Source organism: Pseudonocardia bannensis (assembly GCF_012911875.1).
Lineage (GTDB): Bacteria > Actinomycetota > Actinomycetes > Mycobacteriales > Pseudonocardiaceae > Pseudonocardia > Pseudonocardia bannensis.
The window spans coordinates 1-16666 of the sequence record NZ_JAAXKZ010000004.1 but is presented as its reverse complement, the minus strand read 5'-3'; the positions used below and the strand labels follow the sequence as shown (position 1 = coordinate 16666).

13 protein-coding genes and 1 pseudogene are annotated in these 16666 nt (G+C 73.2%); 9 read left to right on the top strand and 5 right to left on the bottom strand.

Annotated elements, in window-relative coordinates:
• Nucleotides 1-12: 12 nt before the first annotated feature.
• From HF519_RS01910 to HF519_RS01895, 4 genes are read right to left on the bottom strand one after another with little or no spacing between them, the layout of a single operon-like run.
• Nucleotides 13-1977, bottom strand: a complete 1965-nt coding sequence (locus tag HF519_RS01910; protein ID WP_169409870.1) for an ASKHA domain-containing protein — start codon at nt 1975-1977, stop codon at nt 13-15.
• A gap of 12 nt (nt 1978-1989) precedes the next feature.
• Nucleotides 1990-2847 carry a dihydropteroate synthase gene (locus HF519_RS01905; RefSeq protein WP_169409869.1) on the bottom strand — a complete coding sequence of 286 codons (858 nt, stop codon included), beginning with the start codon at nt 2845-2847 and terminating at the stop codon, nt 1990-1992.
• Nucleotides 2816-3541 (bottom strand): corrinoid protein, encoded by a 726-nt coding sequence (locus tag HF519_RS01900; RefSeq protein ID WP_169409868.1) that lies wholly within the window; start codon nt 3539-3541, stop codon nt 2816-2818. The genes HF519_RS01905 and HF519_RS01900 overlap by 32 nt, the downstream gene beginning before the upstream one ends.
• Entirely contained in the window at nt 3531-4400 is an 870-nt protein-coding gene (locus tag HF519_RS01895; RefSeq protein WP_169409867.1) for an IclR family transcriptional regulator, read from the bottom strand. Before HF519_RS01895 ends, HF519_RS01900 begins: the two co-directional genes overlap by 11 nt.
• On the opposite strand from HF519_RS01895, the gene HF519_RS01890 reads away from it, so the two are divergent.
• The 6 genes from HF519_RS01890 (at nt 4399) to HF519_RS01870 (ending at nt 13400) form a co-directional block, all read left to right on the top strand.
• Nucleotides 4399-5901: a trimethylamine methyltransferase family protein gene (locus HF519_RS01890; protein ID WP_281358378.1), complete on the top strand. Its 1503-nt coding sequence runs from the start codon at nt 4399-4401 to the stop codon at nt 5899-5901. The genes HF519_RS01895 and HF519_RS01890 overlap by 2 nt on opposite strands.
• A gap of 128 nt (nt 5902-6029) precedes the next feature.
• Nucleotides 6030-8441 (top strand): GcvT family protein, encoded by a 2412-nt coding sequence (locus tag HF519_RS01885; protein WP_169409865.1) that lies wholly within the window; start codon nt 6030-6032, stop codon nt 8439-8441.
• A complete protein-coding gene (locus HF519_RS01880; protein ID WP_169409864.1) occupies nt 8438-9643 on the top strand; it encodes a sarcosine oxidase subunit beta family protein in 1206 nt (401 codons plus the stop codon). Before HF519_RS01885 ends, HF519_RS01880 begins: the two co-directional genes overlap by 4 nt.
• A gap of 10 nt (nt 9644-9653) precedes the next feature.
• Nucleotides 9654-9932 carry a sarcosine oxidase subunit delta gene (locus tag HF519_RS30185; protein WP_211169407.1) on the top strand — a complete coding sequence of 93 codons (279 nt, stop codon included), beginning with the start codon at nt 9654-9656 and terminating at the stop codon, nt 9930-9932.
• 44 nt (nt 9933-9976) lie between these two features.
• Nucleotides 9977-12808, top strand: a complete 2832-nt coding sequence (locus HF519_RS01875; protein ID WP_312859850.1) for a 2Fe-2S iron-sulfur cluster-binding protein — start codon at nt 9977-9979, stop codon at nt 12806-12808.
• Nucleotides 12801-13400 carry a sarcosine oxidase subunit gamma gene (locus HF519_RS01870; RefSeq protein WP_169409863.1) on the top strand — a complete coding sequence of 200 codons (600 nt, stop codon included), beginning with the start codon at nt 12801-12803 and terminating at the stop codon, nt 13398-13400. The genes HF519_RS01875 and HF519_RS01870 overlap by 8 nt, the downstream gene beginning before the upstream one ends.
• 472 nt (nt 13401-13872) lie before the next feature.
• Here HF519_RS01870 and HF519_RS01865 read toward each other — a convergent pair whose 3' ends face one another.
• Complete coding sequence (locus HF519_RS01865) at nt 13873-14796, bottom strand: aldose 1-epimerase family protein (protein WP_169409862.1); 924 nt, start codon at nt 14794-14796, stop codon at nt 13873-13875.
• A gap of 154 nt (nt 14797-14950) precedes the next feature.
• On the opposite strand from HF519_RS01865, the gene HF519_RS33175 reads away from it, so the two are divergent.
• From HF519_RS33175 to HF519_RS33170, 3 genes and pseudogenes are all read left to right on the top strand, one after another.
• A complete protein-coding gene (locus HF519_RS33175; protein ID WP_369009223.1) occupies nt 14951-15235 on the top strand; it encodes a sigma factor in 285 nt (94 codons plus the stop codon).
• Nucleotides 15186-15485, top strand: a complete 300-nt coding sequence (locus HF519_RS01855; RefSeq protein WP_169409861.1) for an RNA polymerase sigma factor — start codon at nt 15186-15188, stop codon at nt 15483-15485. The genes HF519_RS33175 and HF519_RS01855 overlap by 50 nt, the downstream gene beginning before the upstream one ends.
• A 1050-nt stretch (nt 15486-16535) precedes the next feature.
• Nucleotides 16536-16666: pseudogene (locus HF519_RS33170) on the top strand (hypothetical protein); the annotation flags it as partial.

Here is a 16666-nt window from a genome sequence, read left to right as displayed (position 1 = left end):
GGCGGGCCCGGCTCAGGAGGGGAAGGCCAACTGGTCGATGAACCGGTCATTGAAGTCGGGGCGGTCCGAGAGCTCGACGTAGCGCACCTCCTTCAGCAGGGTCCGGGCCCCGGCGCGCTCGCGCATCGACAGCAGCGCCATCTTCGCGCCCTCGCCGGCGACGTTGCCCGCGCTCACGATCCGCAGCACCGACACCTCCGGCACCAGGCCGATGCGCACCGCGCTGGCGGGGGAGAGGTAACTGCCGAACGAGCCGGCCAGCAGCACCTGCTGCACGTCCCGGGCCGCCAGCCCCATCTCCTCGACGAGGAGTCGCCAGCCCGTGGCGATGGCGGCCTTGGCGAACTGCAGTTCGCGGATGTCGCGCTGCGAGAGGTAGACCGCGCGGGCGAGATCGCCCTCGTCCCCGGCCCAGCGCAGGACGAACACCCGTTCCTCACCGACGCTGGCCAGACGCGCGCCGAGCCGCGGCCGCCGGGACCGCACGGCGGTGCCGTCCGCCAGCCGTCCCGTGCCGTCGACCAGACCGGCGCCGACCAGGGCGGCCACCGCGTCGACGAGCCCGGAGCCGCACAGCCCGGCCGGCTCGACGTCACCGATCACCTGCAGCGAGACGTCCTCGTCGCCGATCGTGACGCCCTCGATCGCGCCCGGCGCCGCTCGCATCCCGCACCGGATCGCCGCGCCCTCGAAGGCCGGACCGGCGGGCGCGGCGGTGGCCAGCAACCGGTCGCCGTCGCTCAGTACGATCTCGCAGTTGGTGCCGACGTCGATGAACAGCCGCACCCGGCGGTCGCGGTCCATCCCGGACGCCAGCATGCCCGCGACGATGTCGCCGCCGACGTAGGCGCCCAGCGCCGGGAACAGGTAGGCGCGGGCGCCCGGGTGCACCCGCACGCCGATGTCGCGGGCCCGCACCTCGGGGAACGACCGCGCCGCCATCACGAACGGCGCCACCCCGACCGGTTCCGGGTCGATGCCCAGTGCGAGCTGGGTCATCGTGGCGTTGCCCGCCATCGCGATCTCGTAGACCTCCGCCGGCGCCACGCGGGCCTCGCGGCAGACCTCCTGGGCCAGCTCGTCGAGGGTCGCGTGCGCCCGCTCGGTGAGCCGCCCGAGCGAGTCCGGGTCGAGCATCGTCGCGCTGATCCGGGTGATCACGTCGGCGCCGAAGGGCTGCTGCGCGTTGAGCACCGAGCCGACGGCCTGTGGCGTCCCGGTCGACAGGTCGAGCAGTGTCGCCACCACGGTCGTCGTGCCCAGGTCGAAGGCGATGCCGAAGCTCCGGTCGGTGGTGTCGCCGGCCTCGACGTCGATCAGCACGTCGTCCACGACGACGGCCGTCACCCGGAAGTCCGCCACGCGCAGCACCCGCGGCAGCGCGCGGACCGTGTGCAGGTCGACGCGCAGGTCCAGGTCGTCGAGGGCGGCGAGCAGCCGCTCGAGGTCGGTCTGCTGGTCGGCGAGGGTGGGCTCGGCGAGCTCGACGAAGCGCTTCTGCACCGCCGGACGCAGGATCACCTGCCGGCCGACGCCGACCGTGGCGGCCTTCGGCCGGGTGACCAGAGGTGGCACCTCGACCCGGATGTCGGTGTTCGCCGGGGCCAGGCAGGCCAGCCGCCACCCGGCGCGTAGCTCGTCGGGACTGAACGCCCGGGGGTCCAGCCGGGAGACCGGTGGGTCGGCGCCGTCGTCGTCGACCACTCGGACCCGGCACTTCTTGCACGTGCCGTGGCCGCCGCAGGTGGAATCGATGGCGATGCCGTTCCAGCTCGCCGCGTCGAACACGGAGACCCCGGCCGGCACCCGGACCCGCCGCTCGGTGCCGCTGTCCGCGGTGAAGGAGATCGACACCCGGGCGGCCCCCGGATGCGCCCCGGGCCGGTCCCACTCGCCGGCCGGTGGATGCGCGCCCAGCAGCCCCTCGCGCAACCAGGCGTCGCGGTCGTGGTCGTGATGCTCGCCGGCGGTGCTCATCCGAAGACCCCGCTAGCCGTTCCGCTGTTTCGCGCGGTGCGCGGCGATCCACGCCGAGCCCCACTCGTCGTTGCCGAGCAGCAGGTCGGCGGCCTTGACCGCCTCGACCAGCTGCGGGGACCGCACGTCCATGATCGCGCTGGTGAGCCCGTGGGTCATCGCCATCGGCAGGAACGCGGCGCCGAGCACCGGGCGGCCGGGCATCCCGAACGAGACGTTGGACGCGCCGAGGGTCATGTTCACGCCGAACTCGTCGCGGATCAGCGAGATGGTCTCCAGCGTCTTCACCACCAGCGTCGTGTCGGCGCCGACGGGCATCGCCAGCGGGTCGACGACGATGTCGGAGATCGGGATGCCGTAGCGGCCGGTGGCCACGTCGATGATCTTGCGGGCGATCTCCAGCCGCTTGCGCGGCTCGTCGGGGATCTCGTCCTCCTCGTTGGGCAGCGCGATCACCGCGGCGCCGTAGCGGGCGACGAGCGGGAGGACCTCGTCGAGCCGCTCCTGCTCACCGGTGACCGAGTTGACCAGCGCCTTGCCCTGGTACGCGGCCAGCCCGGCCTCCAGCGCCTCGACCACCGACGAGTCGATGCACAGCGGCAGGTCGGTGAGCTCCTGCACCATCTTCACCGCGCGGGAGAGCAGGTCCGCCTCGTCGGTGAGCGGCACGCCCATGTTGACGTCGAGCACGCTCGCCCCGCCGGCGACCTGCTGCCCGACGTCGATCGCGATGCGGGACAGGTCGTCGTCGCGCAACTGCTGTTGGAAGATGGATCGGCCGGTGGGGTTGATGCGCTCCCCGATCAGGCAGAACGGCTGGTCGGGGCCGATGACGACCTCACGGGTGGCGGACCGCAGGACCGTGTGCATGGTGCTCCTGGGGTGTGTGGGGGCCGGGTCGGGCGTGGACGGCGGCCCGGCGCGCGGCGAGCAGTTCCTTGGCCCTGCGGACCGCGGTGGACGCGTCCGCCGCGTACCCGTCGGCGCCGACGGCGTCGGCGTACTCCTGGGTGACCGGAGCGCCGCCGACCATCACGATCACCGAGTCGCGCAGGCCGGCCTTCTGCAGCGCGTTGATGTTCGCCTTGAACATCGGCATCGTCGTGGTGAGGAACGCCGAGAAGCCGACGATGTCGGGCCGGTGCTCCTGCACCGCGGCGACGACCTTCTCCGGTGACACCTGCACGCCGAGATCGATCACATGGAACCCGGCGCCCTCGAGCATGATGTCGACCAGGTTCTTGCCGATGTCGTGCACGTCGCCCTTGACCGTGCTCATCAGGAACGTGCCGACGCTCGCCGCGCCGGTCTCGGCCAGCAGGGGTCGCAGCACCTCCAGCGCCCCGGCCATCGCCCGCCCGGCGACGAGCATCTCGGGCACGAAGAAGTCGCCGCGCTCGAACCGGGCACCGACCTCCTCCAACGACGGGATCAGCGCGTCGAACAGCATCGTCTCGGGCGCCATGCCGAGCTCGAGCCCGGTGCGGGTCAGCTCGAGCACCCGGGGGCCGTTGCCGACCAGCGTCTCGTCGTAGAGGCCCCGGAGGATCTCATCAGCGTTCACGGCTCGCTCCTGACAGGCCGATCGTGCGCGGTGAGGCCGCGCCTTCCTCGTGGTGGTGGCCGAGCTGCGTGGAGAGGTCGCGCACCTCCGCGACCAGCATCTCGCCGATCTTCTCGACGTCGTCGCGGGTGATCCGCGCGGTCGGCCCGGAAACCGACACCGCGGCGACCACCTCGCCGCCGACGGCCCGCACCGGCGCGCCCACGGCGACCAGGCCGGGTTCCAGCTCCTCCCAGGCCGCCGCCCAACCGCGCCCGCGGACCTCGGCCAGGTCGCGCTCGAGCTGCTCGCGGGACGCGAGGGTCGCGGGCGTGCGCGCCTCGAGCTCGCCGTCGGGCAGGGCCAGCGCGTCGAACGCCAGGAGCACCTTGCCCAGTGCCGAGGAGTGCGGCGGCACGTCGACCCCGATCCAGTTCGTGGCTCCGAGCAGGAAGCGGCTGTCGACCTGGGCGATCTGCACGACGGCGCTGCCGCGCGGGACGGCGAGGTTGACCGACTCGCCGGTGAGCTCCCCGACCCGCTCCAGCGTCGGGCGGGCCAGCTCGGCCAGGTCGTGCACGGTGCCGTGCCGCGCGGCGTACTGGGCGAACAGCGCGCCCGGGCGGAACGAGCCCCCCTGGTCGCGTTGCACCAGCCGGCTGCGCTCCAGCGCCTGCAGCAGCCGCGACGTCGTGGACTTGGCCAGGCCGAGCTCCTCGACCAGCGACGTGAAGCTGCGCGGCGACGTGGACTCGACGATCAGGGTGAGCAGGGCCGTGGCGCGGTCGACCGCCTGGCTGCCCGCGGTCCCCGTCACCTCGATCTGCTTGTCGATCTGCTTGTCCACCTGCGCCCGACCGCCCCTTGAAGGCTGTTCCATGGTGTGGAACCGTAGTCCCACGAGCGTAAGGACGGGTCGGCGGGACCGTCAAGGAGGTCAGATGTTCCGCAATGCGATGCCGCGGTACGAGATCCTCTCCGAGGAGGCGATGGCGACCCTGGACGGTGGCTGGCGGCGCATCGTCAGCGAGATCGGGGTCGAGTTCATGTCCGATCGGGCCCTCGAACTGTTCCGCCAGGCCGGCCAGAAGGTCGAGGACGCCGTCGTCCGCCTCGACCCGGACTTCCTGCTCGAACAGGTCGCGAAGGCGCCGCGGGAGTTCGACGTCCAGGCCCGCAACCCCGCCCGTTCCGTGCACATCGGCGGGGACGCGATGGCCTTCGGCAGCGTCTACGGCCCGCCGTTCGTGCGCGAGGGCGAGGTGCGCCGCGACGCCACGATGGAGGACTTCCGCAACTTCACCCGGCTCGCCCAGAGCTTTCCGGGCCTGGACTCCGCGGGCGGGGTGATCTGCGAGCCGAACGACGCGCCGCTGGACTCGCGGCACCTCGACATGACCTACGCGCTGCAGACGCTCACCGACAAGATCTACATGGGCAACGTGGTCTCCGGGGTCAACGCCCGCGACACGATCGCGATGACCGAGATCCTGTTCGGGGGCCGGGAGAGCATCGAGCGGACCCCGGCCACCATCTCGCTGATCAACTGCAACTCGCCGCTGCGCTGGGACGACCGGATGCTGGAGGCACAGTTCGAGTACACCTCGGCCGGCCAGCCCGTGGTGCTCACCCCGTTCCTGCTGATGGGCGCGATGTCGCCGGTCTCCGTCCCGGCGTCGCTGGCGCAGCAGATTGCCGAGGCGCTGAGCGGTATCGCGCTCTCGCAGCTCATCCGCCCGGGCGCGCCGCTGATCTTCGGATCGTTCCTGTCCAACATCGACATGAAGACCGGCTCGCCGTGCTTCGGTACCCCGGAGTCGGCCGTCGGGCTGCTGTGCACGGGCCAGATCGCGCGTCACTTCGGGCTGCCGGTGCGCTCCGGCGGCGGGCTCACGTCGAGTCAGACCCCGGACGCGCAGGCGGCCTACGAGGGCCTGATGACGATGCTGCCGACCTTTCTGGCCGGCATCAACTGGGTCATGCACACCGCGGGCTGGCTGGAGGGCGGGCTGGTTGCCGGTTACGAGAAGTTCGTGATCGACGTGCAGGTGCTCGACATGCTGCAGCAGGAGTTCCGCCCGCTGGAGATCGACGAGGCGTCGCTGGCGTTCGACGCCCACGACGAGGTGCGCCACGGTGGTCACTTCCTGGGTGCCGCGCACACGATGGAACGCTTCCGCACCTGCTTCTACCGCCCGTTCCTGTCCAGTTCGGACAACTACGAGCGGTGGGTGCGGGGCGGTGCCAAGGACGCGGCCGCCCGCGCCGCGGACATCTGCCGGACGACACTCGCGGAGTACGAGCCGCCGCCGCTGGACGAGGCGGTCCGCGAGGAGCTGGAGGCGTACGTGAACCGGCGCCGCCGCGAGCTGGGGGACTGACCCGTGTCTCCGACGACGCGGGAGAGCGGCGCGCTGCGGCCCGGGCGTGATCGTCATCTGCGGGACATGAGCCGCACCGGTGCAGCTCATGGCCCGGAACCGCTGATCATGGCTGGGGGAGGAGTCACGTGACCGGACCGCGCGTCGTCATCATCGGGGCGGGCGTCGTCGGCGCTGCGCTGGCCGACGAGCTCTCGGCGAAGGGCTGGGACGACATCACCGTCGTCGACCAGGGCCCGCTGCCGGCCACCGGCGGCTCGTCCTCGCACGCCCCCGGGCTGGTGTTCCAGGCCAACCCGTCCAAGACCATGACCCAGATGGCCCGCTACACGGTGGAGAAGTTCTGCGGTCTCGACGTCGACGGTGAGCCGTGCTTCCTGCAGGTCGGCGGGCTGGAGGTGGCCGTCGCAGCGGCCCGGCTGGCCGAGCTGCACCGGCGCGCGGGCTGGCTGACGTCGTGGGGGGTGCCGGCGAGCGTGCTGTCGCCGGACGAGTGCGTCGCGCTGCATCCGCTGCTCGACCGCGACCTGGTGCTGGGCGGGCTGCACACCCCGACCGACGGCATCGCCATGGCGATCCGCGCGGTGGAGGCGCAGCTGCGCCGGGCCCGGTCGCGCGGCGTGCGGCTGCTGGAGCGCCACGAGGTGGTCGGCGTCCGGCACGACGGGGAGCGGGTCACCGCGGTCGGCACCGACCGCGGCGAGATCCCCGCCGATGTGGTCGTGTGCTGTGCGGGGATCTGGGGGCCCAAGGTCGCGGCGATGGCCGGGATGGCGCTGCCGCTGACCCCGTTGGCCCACCAGCTCGTCTGGACCGGTCAGCTCGCGCCGCTGGCGGGCCAGGCGCGCGAGGCGGTGCGGCCGATCCTGCGCCATCAGGACGCCGACCTCTACCTGCGCGAGCGGGGCGACACCCTCGGGATCGGCTACTACGGCCACCGGCCGATGCCGGTCTCCGCCGACGAGATCGTGGCGGTCGACGACGCCGAGATCATGCCCTCGATGCTGCCGTTCACCGAGGAGGACTTCGCTCCGGGCTGGGCCGATGCGAAGGCCCTCGTCCCGGCGCTGCGGGAGGCCAAGGTCGAGGACGGCATGAACGGGCTGTTCTCCTTCACCCCCGACGGCATGCCGCTGATGGGGCCCTCGCGCGACGTGCGCGGCTTCTGGGTGGCCGAGGCGGTGTGGGTGACGCACTCCGCCGGCGTCGGGCGGGCCATGGCGGAGTGGCTGGTGGACGGGCACTGCTCGTCGTTCGACCTGCACGCCTGCGACGTCAACCGCTTCTGGCCGCACCAGCTCGCACCGGACTACGTGCTGGCCCGCGACTGCCAGAACTACGTCGAGGTGTACGACATCGTGCACCCGCTGCAGCCGATGGAGGACCCGCGCCCGCTGCGCACCTCGCCGTTCCACCCCCGCCAGCGCGAGCTCGGCGCGATGTTCCTGGAGGCGTCGGGCTGGGAACGTCCACAGTGGTACGAGGCCAACGCCGGGCTGGTGCAGGGCCGCGACGCGCCGGTGCCGAACGACTGGGCGGCGCGGTACTGGTCGCCGATCGTGGGTGCCGAAGCGCAGGCGACCCGCGAGTCGGTGGCGCTCTACGACATGACCGCGCTGACCCGCATCGAGGTCAGCGGACGGGGCGCGGCGGCGTTCCTGCAGTGGATCACGACCGGGAACGTGGACAAGTCGGTCGGCTCGGTCACCTACTGTCTGCTGCTCGACGCCGACGGCGGCATCCGCAGCGACATCACGGTCGCGCGGCTGGGCCGCGACCTCTTCCAGATCGGTGCGAACGGCCCGCTCGACGTCGACTGGCTGACCCGGCACGCCCCCGACGGCGTGGTGGTCCGCGACATCACCGCCGGCACGTGCTGCCTGGGGGTGTGGGGGCCGCGGGCGCGGGACCTGGTGGCGCCGCTGGCGGGGGACCTGGGGTTCCGCTACTTCCGCGGGGCCCGGACCTACCTCGGCACCGTCCCGGTCACGGCGCTGCGGCTGTCCTATGTGGGCGAGCTGGGCTGGGAGCTGTACACCACCGCCGACATGGGCCTCAAGCTCTGGGACACGCTCTGGGAGGCCGGTCGGCGGCACGGGATCCTGGCCGGTGGCCGCGGCGCGTTCGCGAGCCTGCGGCTGGAGAAGGGCTACCGCTCCTTCGGCGCGGACATGACCAACGAGCACGACCCGTGGGAGGCCGGCGTCGGCTTCGCCGTGAAGCTCGACAAGGGCGACTTCCTGGGCCGCGACGCCGTGGTCCGCCGCAAGGACCGGGTGCGCAGGCGGCTCACCTGCCTGCTGCTCGACGAGACGGTGATGGGGTCCGAGCCGGTCTACGACGGTGACCGTGCGGTCGGGTACGTGACCAGCGCCGGGCACGGTTACACGATCGGCCGTGGCATCGCCTACGCCTGGCTGCCCGCCGAGCTCGCCGAGCCGGGGCGGCAGGTGCACGTCGGCTACTTCGACCAGCGGATACCCGCGGTCGTCGCCGAGGAGCCGCTGTTCGACCCCGGCATGACCCGGCTGCGCGGGTGACACCGGTGGCAGAGCAGCTGTGGCGCGATCCGGAACCGAAGCGCGCCTACGACGTCGTGATCGTGGGCGGCGGCGGGCACGGCCTGGCGACCGCGTACTACCTGGCGCGCAACCACGGGCTCACCGACATCGCGGTGCTGGAGCGCGGCTGGCTGGCGGGCGGCAACATGGCCCGCAACACCACGATCATCCGGTCCAACTACCTGTGGGACGCCAGCGCCGGGATCTACGAGCACGCGCTGAAGCTCTGGGAGGGACTGGAGGACGACCTCGGGTACGACATCCAGTTCAGCCAGCGCGGCGTGCTCAACCTCGCGCACAGCCTGCAGGACGTGCGCGACAGCGTCCGGCGGGTGCACGCCAACCGCCTCAACGGCATCGACGCCGAGTGGCTCGACCCGCAGCAGGTCCACGAGGTCTGCCCGATCATCGACGTCTCCCCGGACGTGCGCTACCCGGTGCTCGGCGCGACGTTCCAGCCGCGGGCGGGCATCGCCAAGCACGACTACGTGGCCTGGGGATACGCGCACGCCGCGGACGCACTCGGCGTCGACCTGATCCAGGACTGCGAGGTCACCGGGATCGACGTCTCGGGCGGCCGAGCGGTCGGGGTCCGGACCACCCGCGGTCCGATCGCCGCGAACACCGTCGCGCTGTCGGCGGCCGGGCACACCTCGGTGCTGGCCGCGATGGTGGGGCTGGAGCTGCCGTTGCAGAGCCACCCGCTGCAGGCGCTGGTCTCCGAGCTGCTCGAGCCCGTGCACCCCACGGTCGTGATGTCCAACGCCGTGCACGTCTACGTCAGCCAGGCGCACAAGGGCGAGCTCGTGATGGGCGCGGGGATCGACTCCTACACCGGCTACGGCCAGCGTGGCGGCTTCCACGTCATCGAGGCGCAGATGGCCGCGGCGTGCGAGCTGTTCCCGATCTTCGCCCGGGCGCACGTGCTGCGGACCTGGGGCGGCATCGTCGACGTGAGCCCGGACGCCTCGCCGATCGTCGGGCTCTCCCCGGTGGACGGGTTGTTGCTCAACTGCGGCTGGGGCACCGGTGGTTTCAAGGCCACCCCGGGCGTGGGCTGGTGCTACGCGCACACCATCGCCCGCGGCGAGCCGCACCCGCTCAACGCCCCGTTCACCCTGGACCGGTTCACCACCGGGGCGCTCGTGGACGAGCACGGCGCCGCCGCCGTGGCGCACTGACGGAGGTCTGATGTTGCTCATCTCCTGCCCGTGGTGCGGACCGCGGGACGAGACCGAGTTCCGCTACGGCGGGGCGGCGCACGTGGCGTATCCGGCCGACCCGGCGGCGCTGTCGGACGCCGAGTGGGCCCGCTACCTGTTCATCCGCGACAACCCCAAGGGTCCGTTCGCCGAGCGCTGGAGCCACGCGGCCGGGTGCCGGCGCTGGTTCAACGCCGTCCGGGACACGGTGACCTACGAGGTTCTCGCGGTCTACCGCCCCGGCGAGCCCAGGCCGGTGCTGCCGTGACCCGGTCCACGACCCAGCCCTTCCGGCTCCCGGCAGGCGGCCGGATCGACCGCAGCCGACCGCTGTCGTTCACCTTCGACGGCCGCGAGCTCCACGGTTACCACGGCGACACCCTGGCCTCGGCGCTGCTGGCGAACGGGGTGCACCACGTCGCGACGAGCGTGGCCCTGGGACGGCCACGCGGGATCCTCTCCGCCGGCAGCGCGGAGCCGACCGCGTTCGTGCAGGTCGAGGCGCCCGTCGCGGAGCCGATGCTGCCGGCCACCGTCGTCGAACTGCACGAGGGGCTGGCGGCGCGCGGGCTGGCCGGGCGGGGCCGGTTGCCGGCGCAGCCCGACGACACACGCTACGACGCGGTGCACGCGCACTGCGACGTGCTCGTCATCGGCGCCGGACCGGCCGGGCTGGTGGCCGCCGCGGTGGCCGCTCGCTCCGGGGCGCGCGTCGTCCTCGTCGACGAGGAGCCCGAACCCGGCGGCAGCCTGCTCGGCACCACCGACGTCATCGACGGCCGCCTCGGCGCCGACTGGGCCGCCGAGGTGGCGGCCGACATCGAGGCCGCACCCGACGTGCGGGTGCTGTGCCGTACCACCGCGTTCGGCTACTACGACCACAACTACGTCGTCGCCGTCGAGCGGCGCACCGCGCACCTCGGCGCCGCGGCCCCTGCGCACGTGGCACGGGAACGGATCTGGCGGATCCGGGCGCGCCGGGTCGTGCTCGCCACCGGTGCGCACGAGCGGCACCTGGGATTCGCCGACAACGACCGCCCGGGCGTGCTGCTCGCCGGTTCCGCCCGCACCTACCTGCACCGCTACGGCGTGCTCCCGGGCCACCGCGCGGTGCTGACGACGACAGACGACTCCGCCTACACCGCCGCCGCCGACCTCGCCGACGCCGGGGTCGAGGTGGCCGCGGTGGCCGACCTGCGTCCGGGCGGGCCGGGCCCGGCCGCGCGAGCCCGCGCCGCGCGGCGGGGGATCGCGGTGCTCCCCGGTCATGGAGTCGTGGCGGTCACCGGGGAGCAGCGGGTCGCGCAGGTGTCGCTCGCCCCGGTCGCCGAGGGCGCGATCACCGGCCCGGCCCGCGACGTCCGGGCCGACCTGCTGCTGGTCTCCGGCGGCTGGAGCCCGGTGCTGCACCTCTACGGCCAGGCCGGGGGGCGGCTGCGCCACGACGCGGCCGCGGCGGCGAACCTGCCCGACGGGTGCCGGCAGGCCGTGACCGTGGCCGGGTCGGCCGGTGGTGCCCGGTCGCTCGCAGCGTGCCTGGCCGACGGCGCGCGGGCCGGCCGGAGCGCGGCGGAGGCGGCCGGCTTCGCGGCGCGGGAGCAGGTGCCCCCCACGCGCGGTGCGGACCAGGAGGCGCCGCCCGGCGCGGACTGGCTCGTGCCCGGTGTCGCGCCGCGGCACCGGTCGCACTTCGTCGACCTGCACCGCGACGTGACGATCGACGACGTGCTGGGCGCGACCGCCGTCGGGCTGCGATCGATCGAGCACGTCAAGCGCTACACGACCGCCGGCACCGGCAACGACCAGGCGAAGACCGCGGCCACGCTGGTCGCGCGGGTCGTCGCCGACGCGCTCGGGGTCGACGTGGCGAGCATCGGCACCACGTCGTACCGGGCGCCGTACGCCCCGGTGGCCTTCGCGGCCCTGGCCGGCCGCGACCGGGGGGCGCTGCACGATCCGGTCCGGGTCACCGCGCTGCACGACTGGCACGTCGAGGCCGGCGCGGAGTTCGAGAACGTGGGGCAGTGGAAGCGGCCGCGGTACTACCCCCGGCCCGGCGAGGACCCGACCGCCGCGGTGTCACGCGAGTGCCGGGCGGCCCGCGAGGACGTCGCATGCATGGACGTGTCCACCCTGGGCAAGATCGAGGTTCGTGGCCCGGATGCGGGGGTCCTGCTCGACCGGCTCTACACCAACATGATCAGCACCCTGAAGATCGGCGCGATCCGCTACGGGGTCATGTGCCGCCCGGACGGGATGGTCCTCGACGACGGCACCGTCAGCCGGCTCGCAGCGGACCGCTACCTGGTCACCACGACGACCGGCAACGCCGCCGCCGTCGGAGACTGGATGGAGGAGTGGCTGCAGACGGAGTGGCCGGAGCTGCGCGTGTACTGCACGTCGGTCACCGAGCAGTGGGCGACGGTCGCGCTGGTCGGGCCGCGCTCGCGTGCGGTGCTCGCCGGCCTGGCGCCGGGCCTCGCCGTCGCCGCCGCGGACTTCCCGTTCATGACCTGGCGCGAGACGGTCGTGGCCGGCATCCCGGCGCTGGTCTGCCGGATCAGCTTCTCCGGTGAGCTGGCCTACGAGATCAACGTCAGCGCGTGGCAGGGGCTCGCGCTGTGGGAGGCGGTGCAGTCCGCCGGGGGAACGCGGAGGATCACGCCGTACGGCACCGAGACCATGCACGTGCTGCGGGCGGAGAAGGGCTACCCGATCGTCGGCCAGGACACCGACGGCACGGTCACGCCGCAGGACCTCGGCATGGGGTGGGTGGTGTCGAAGAAGAAGACGGACTTCCTCGGCAAGCGGTCGTTCTCCCGCCCGGACACCGCTCGTGGCGACCGTAAGCACCTCGTCGGGCTGCTGCCCGAGGACCCCGAGGTGCTGCTGCCCGAGGGTGGCCAGGTGATCGCCGAGGCGCGGGTACCCCGGCCGCCGGTCCGCGCGCTCGGCCACGTCACGTCGAGCTACCGCAGCGCCGCGCTCGGCCGGACCTTCGCGCTGGCGCTGATCGCCGGCGGCCGCGACCGGATCGGCGGGCGCCTGCACGTGCCGCTGGACGGATCCGGCGGCCCGGTGGTTCCGGTGACGGTCACCGCACCCGTGCTCTACGACCCGGAGGGGGCGCGCCGCGATGGCTGAGACCAGCACCCGCCGCAGCCCCCTGGCCGGCCACGCCGACCGGTTGGCGGCGGCGACGCTGCGATCCGCAGGAGCGCTGCGGATCGAGGAGCAGCCGTTCCGGACGCACCTCGACCTGCGGCTGGACCCCAGCGGGCCGGGAGCGGGCGCGTTCGCCGGCGTGGTCGGCGTCGCGCTGCCGGTCGAACCCGGGACCACCGCGGCGGGAACCGGCGTGGAGGCCCTCTGGCTCGGGCCGGACGAGTGGCTGCTCGTCGGCCCGCCCGGCACCGATGGCGAGCTCGCCGCGCGGGTGCACGCCGCCGTCGGCGACGAGCCGGTGTCGGTGGTCGACGTGTCGGCGCAGCACGCGACGCTGCTGCTCGCCGGGCCGCGGGCACGCGACGTCCTGGCCCACGGCTGCTCGATCGACCTGCATCCGCGGGTGTTCGGCGCCGGGCACTGCGCGCAGACCATGCTCGCCCGCGCGCCGGTGGTGCTGGTGGCCGACGGCCCGGACGCGATCCGGGTGATCGTGCGTTCGTCCTTCGCCCGCTACCTCGCGGACTGGTTGCTCGACGCGGCCACGGAGCACATCGCAGCGGGGGCGTGATCAGGCGACCCCGGGGCCGTCCCGGTCGCAGCATCAGGTCGAAAGTGGCCGACGGGCGCGGGCTGCAGCAGTCGTGGCGACGCCGCGCCGGAGCACCGGGCTGCCGTGCCGGGCGGCCGGTGCCGGTGCGGCGAGCTCCCCAGTCGCCGCCGGCTCCGCATCGCCGTCCCCCCGTCGTAGAGGACGGCGACGCGGATGCTCCGTCCGTGGCCCGTCGGCCACCACGGACGTTCTATCGCACCGGGCCGCCCCGCGGGGGCTCGCGGCGGCGATCCTCAGGTAGTTGTCAGGTAGCTGTCAGGTGGGGCGGCCGGCGCCGCGTCCACGGGGGCCCGGCCCGCTTCAGGGGTGCCGCTGCTTCCGCTGCTGTCCGGCACGCTCTCGCAGCGCGAGACCGGTGCGGTGCTGCACCTGTCGCTGAACACCGTGAAGACCCACAGCAGGCTGAACGCCCGGTCCGCCGGGCCGGCGGTCAGAGTCGGCGTGGGAGTGGGCGCAGCCCCCAGCTCCCCGTCCACGACTCCTCCGGGCCCAGGGTGATCAGGCCCAGCCCGGAGTTGAGCGCGTCCGGCGGGCAGGTCATCGGTTCCACCGCGACGGCCCGGCCGCGGCCCGGGTGGTCGTCCGGGGTGAAGACCTGCACCCAGCCGAACGCGGGGTCGGCCCAGAGCTCCAGCCCCCCGTCCGGCCCGGTCAGCCGGTGCCGGACCCGGGTGTCCCCCGCTGCGGGGGCGCAGTCACCGAAGGCGGTGTCCAGGACGCGGCCACGCAGCGGCCGGCCGGACCGGAAGTCGTCGGCCCCCGTCACCGGGGTGGGCGGTCCCGACGGCAGCTGCCGGTCGTCGAGCGCCAGCCGCGTGCCTGCGGCGAGGGTCAGCACGAGGTCGTCGGTGGCGGTGTCGCCGACCCGCAGGTAGGGGTGCGCACCGACGCCGAACGGCACCGGCTCCACGCCCCGGTTGCGCACGCTGTGGGTCACGGCGAGCCCGTCGTCGTCCACGGCATACCGGACGGTGGTGTGCAGCGGCACCGGCCACCCCGGCTGCGGCACCACGACCGCGTCGAGAGTGATCGCGCCACGGGTCTGTCCGACGGGCCGCCACCGGACGTGCCGGAGCAGGCCGTGGATGGCGTTCCCGGCGCGCGGCTCGGTCAGGGCCAGCTGCTGGGGTGTCCCGCCCCAGGCCCAGCGACCGTCCCGGACCCGGTTCGGCCACGGCACCAGGACCGCGCCCGAACCCCGGGGAGGCCGCTCGCCGGCATCGAACGTCTCGCAGTAGGCCCGACCGTCCATCTCGAAGGCCCGCAGCACCGCCCCGACCTCGGTCACGACGGCCCGGGCGCGGTCGCCGGCGATCTCGAACTGTTCCCCGGTCGGCGGCATCGGCTCGTTCACACCGCCAGACAATTCCCGGCGTCCGTCGCTACGACAACCGGGCCCCGCCCCGGACCAAGATCTCGACATCACCCTCGACACCGCGCTCGGCACCACCGACCGCGCCCTGGTCGCGGCGTTGCGCCACCGGGACGAGGACGCGCATCTCGACCTGGTGCGCCGCTACACGCCACTGATGCTGCGCGTCGCCCGGCAGTACGTCACGCGGCAGACGACGGCCGAGGACCTCCTGCAGGGCACCTGGGCGGCGGTGCTGCGCACAACGTCGACCGGTTCGAAGGTCGCTCGACGTTCAAGACCTGGCTGCTGCGGATCCTGGTCAACACCGCCCGCACCCGTCGGTACCGGGAGCGCGCAGGACGGTGCCGGGGTCCGCCCCGCCCGCAAACGTGAAGTTGTGGGACGTGGTGCTGAGCACCGGCCCTGCTGCCACCGCTGATCCGGAACGTCGGGCGCTGCCGAGCGAGGCCTGGGACGTCGTCGACCGGGCGCTGGACGTCCTGCCGGGCCGGCAGCGAACCTTCGTGGTGCTGCGTGCGGTGCACGGCCGGAGCGCTGACGACGTGTGTGCCGCGCTCGGTGTGTCCGCCGGCAACCAGCGCGTGCTGCTGCGCCGGGGCCGGGGACGACGGCGCGACCTGCTCGTGGACTACGTCCACCCGCGTTCGCGCCGCCACGCCGGGGCCTGAGCCCGATCTCGGGCGGACATGCCTTACTCCGTGGTGGTCCATCGGTCAACGGGCCCAAAGTCCTTCGAACGCGCCCCGACCGACACTCCGGCCGGGAGACGGGTTCTGGCACGGTTCCGGGTGGGCCCGCTGGCGTGGGGGAGCGGCCGGGTTCCCGTTGCGGTCGGCTCCGGAAGGGCACGTCCGGAGCCGACCGCGCTACGCGCTCGCCTCCGGCGATCAGGTCGGTCACCGCACGACGGGGAGTCGGCGCCACCGGCGCGCCGGAGCCCACCCGTAGCACGGCTTGCGGCACCCGGTGGGCCCCGAGCATCCGCCGCGCCGTCTCACGGGCCGCCACCACCCGGGTGATCTGGGCAGGAACCGGTGGACAGGCCCGCCGTGGACCCGTCGCCCTCGGCGCCCGACATCTCCATGAGCACACGATCTCGCGGGCCCCGGTGTCCGGACCATGGTCGAAGGTCCCGCCCCTGGTGCTCTGCGTGGCGTCGGCGAGAGGTCACGTTCGTGCCGAATTTCCGGTCGGAATAGGCCACCCCGCGAGAAGTGGCGGGGACCTTGGACCCATTGTGCGTGAATTCCCGATTGTTCTCGGTCCATCGCGTCCGCCCGGCCGGCAATCGAGGGGTCGGGGTGTTGTCAAGGTGGCGATGGAGGGTTATCTTCGGTCGCATCGTTTGAGCGATGAAATAGTGGGCTCGAGCCGGCGGTCCTCAGGGCACAGGGGGCGCAGCCGGGCGGTTGCCGAAGTGGGACGCCAGGTAACCAGGGGCTGGGCCTGCGACAAAGGAATGTAAAAGGCGCGCGTTCCGTGCGTACGGGACGGGAGCTGATCCGAGGGGGGAGTTCAGGCAGCTCCGGGTGTATCCGGCGATTTCAGCATTGGATGCTCCGGCATGCCGGTCGTCATGACGCAATCTCTTCGGTTCGCCCGGTCTCGCCTTCCCCGTGCTGTCTGAACGAGTGCGCTAATGGAGGCGCAATCCGCGTCTCGAAAAGAGAGGGGATCGGAAATGGCATCGAAGTTGCTGAAGGCACTCAACTTGGCAGGCTGGCGCGGCCACCGAGGCCTGCCGCGGGGCCAAGCCGGACAAGACCGCGTGGGACGAGGTGGCGGCCGCCTACAGCGCCGCCATCTCCCCCATCGGCGACGCCCGGGGTTCCGCGGCGTACCGCAAGCA

Bases quoted from the DNA above. Each gene is read 5' to 3' on its own strand.
- HF519_RS01895 (WP_169409867.1), bottom strand. From the start codon at position 4,400: ATGGAACAGCCTTCAAGGGGCGGTCGGGCGCAGGTGGACAAGCAGATC.
- HF519_RS01905 (WP_169409869.1), bottom strand. From the start codon at position 2,847: ATGCACACGGTCCTGCGGTCCGCCACCCGTGAGGTCGTCATCGGCCCC.
- HF519_RS01870 (WP_169409863.1), top strand. From the start codon at position 12,801: ATGGCTGAGACCAGCACCCGCCGCAGCCCCCTGGCCGGCCACGCCGAC.
- HF519_RS01890 (WP_281358378.1), top strand. From the start codon at position 4,399: ATGGTGTGGAACCGTAGTCCCACGAGCGTAAGGACGGGTCGGCGGGAC.
- HF519_RS30185 (WP_211169407.1), top strand. From the start codon at position 9,654: ATGTTGCTCATCTCCTGCCCGTGGTGCGGACCGCGGGACGAGACCGAG.
- HF519_RS01910 (WP_169409870.1), bottom strand. From the start codon at position 1,977: ATGAGCACCGCCGGCGAGCATCACGACCACGACCGCGACGCCTGGTTG.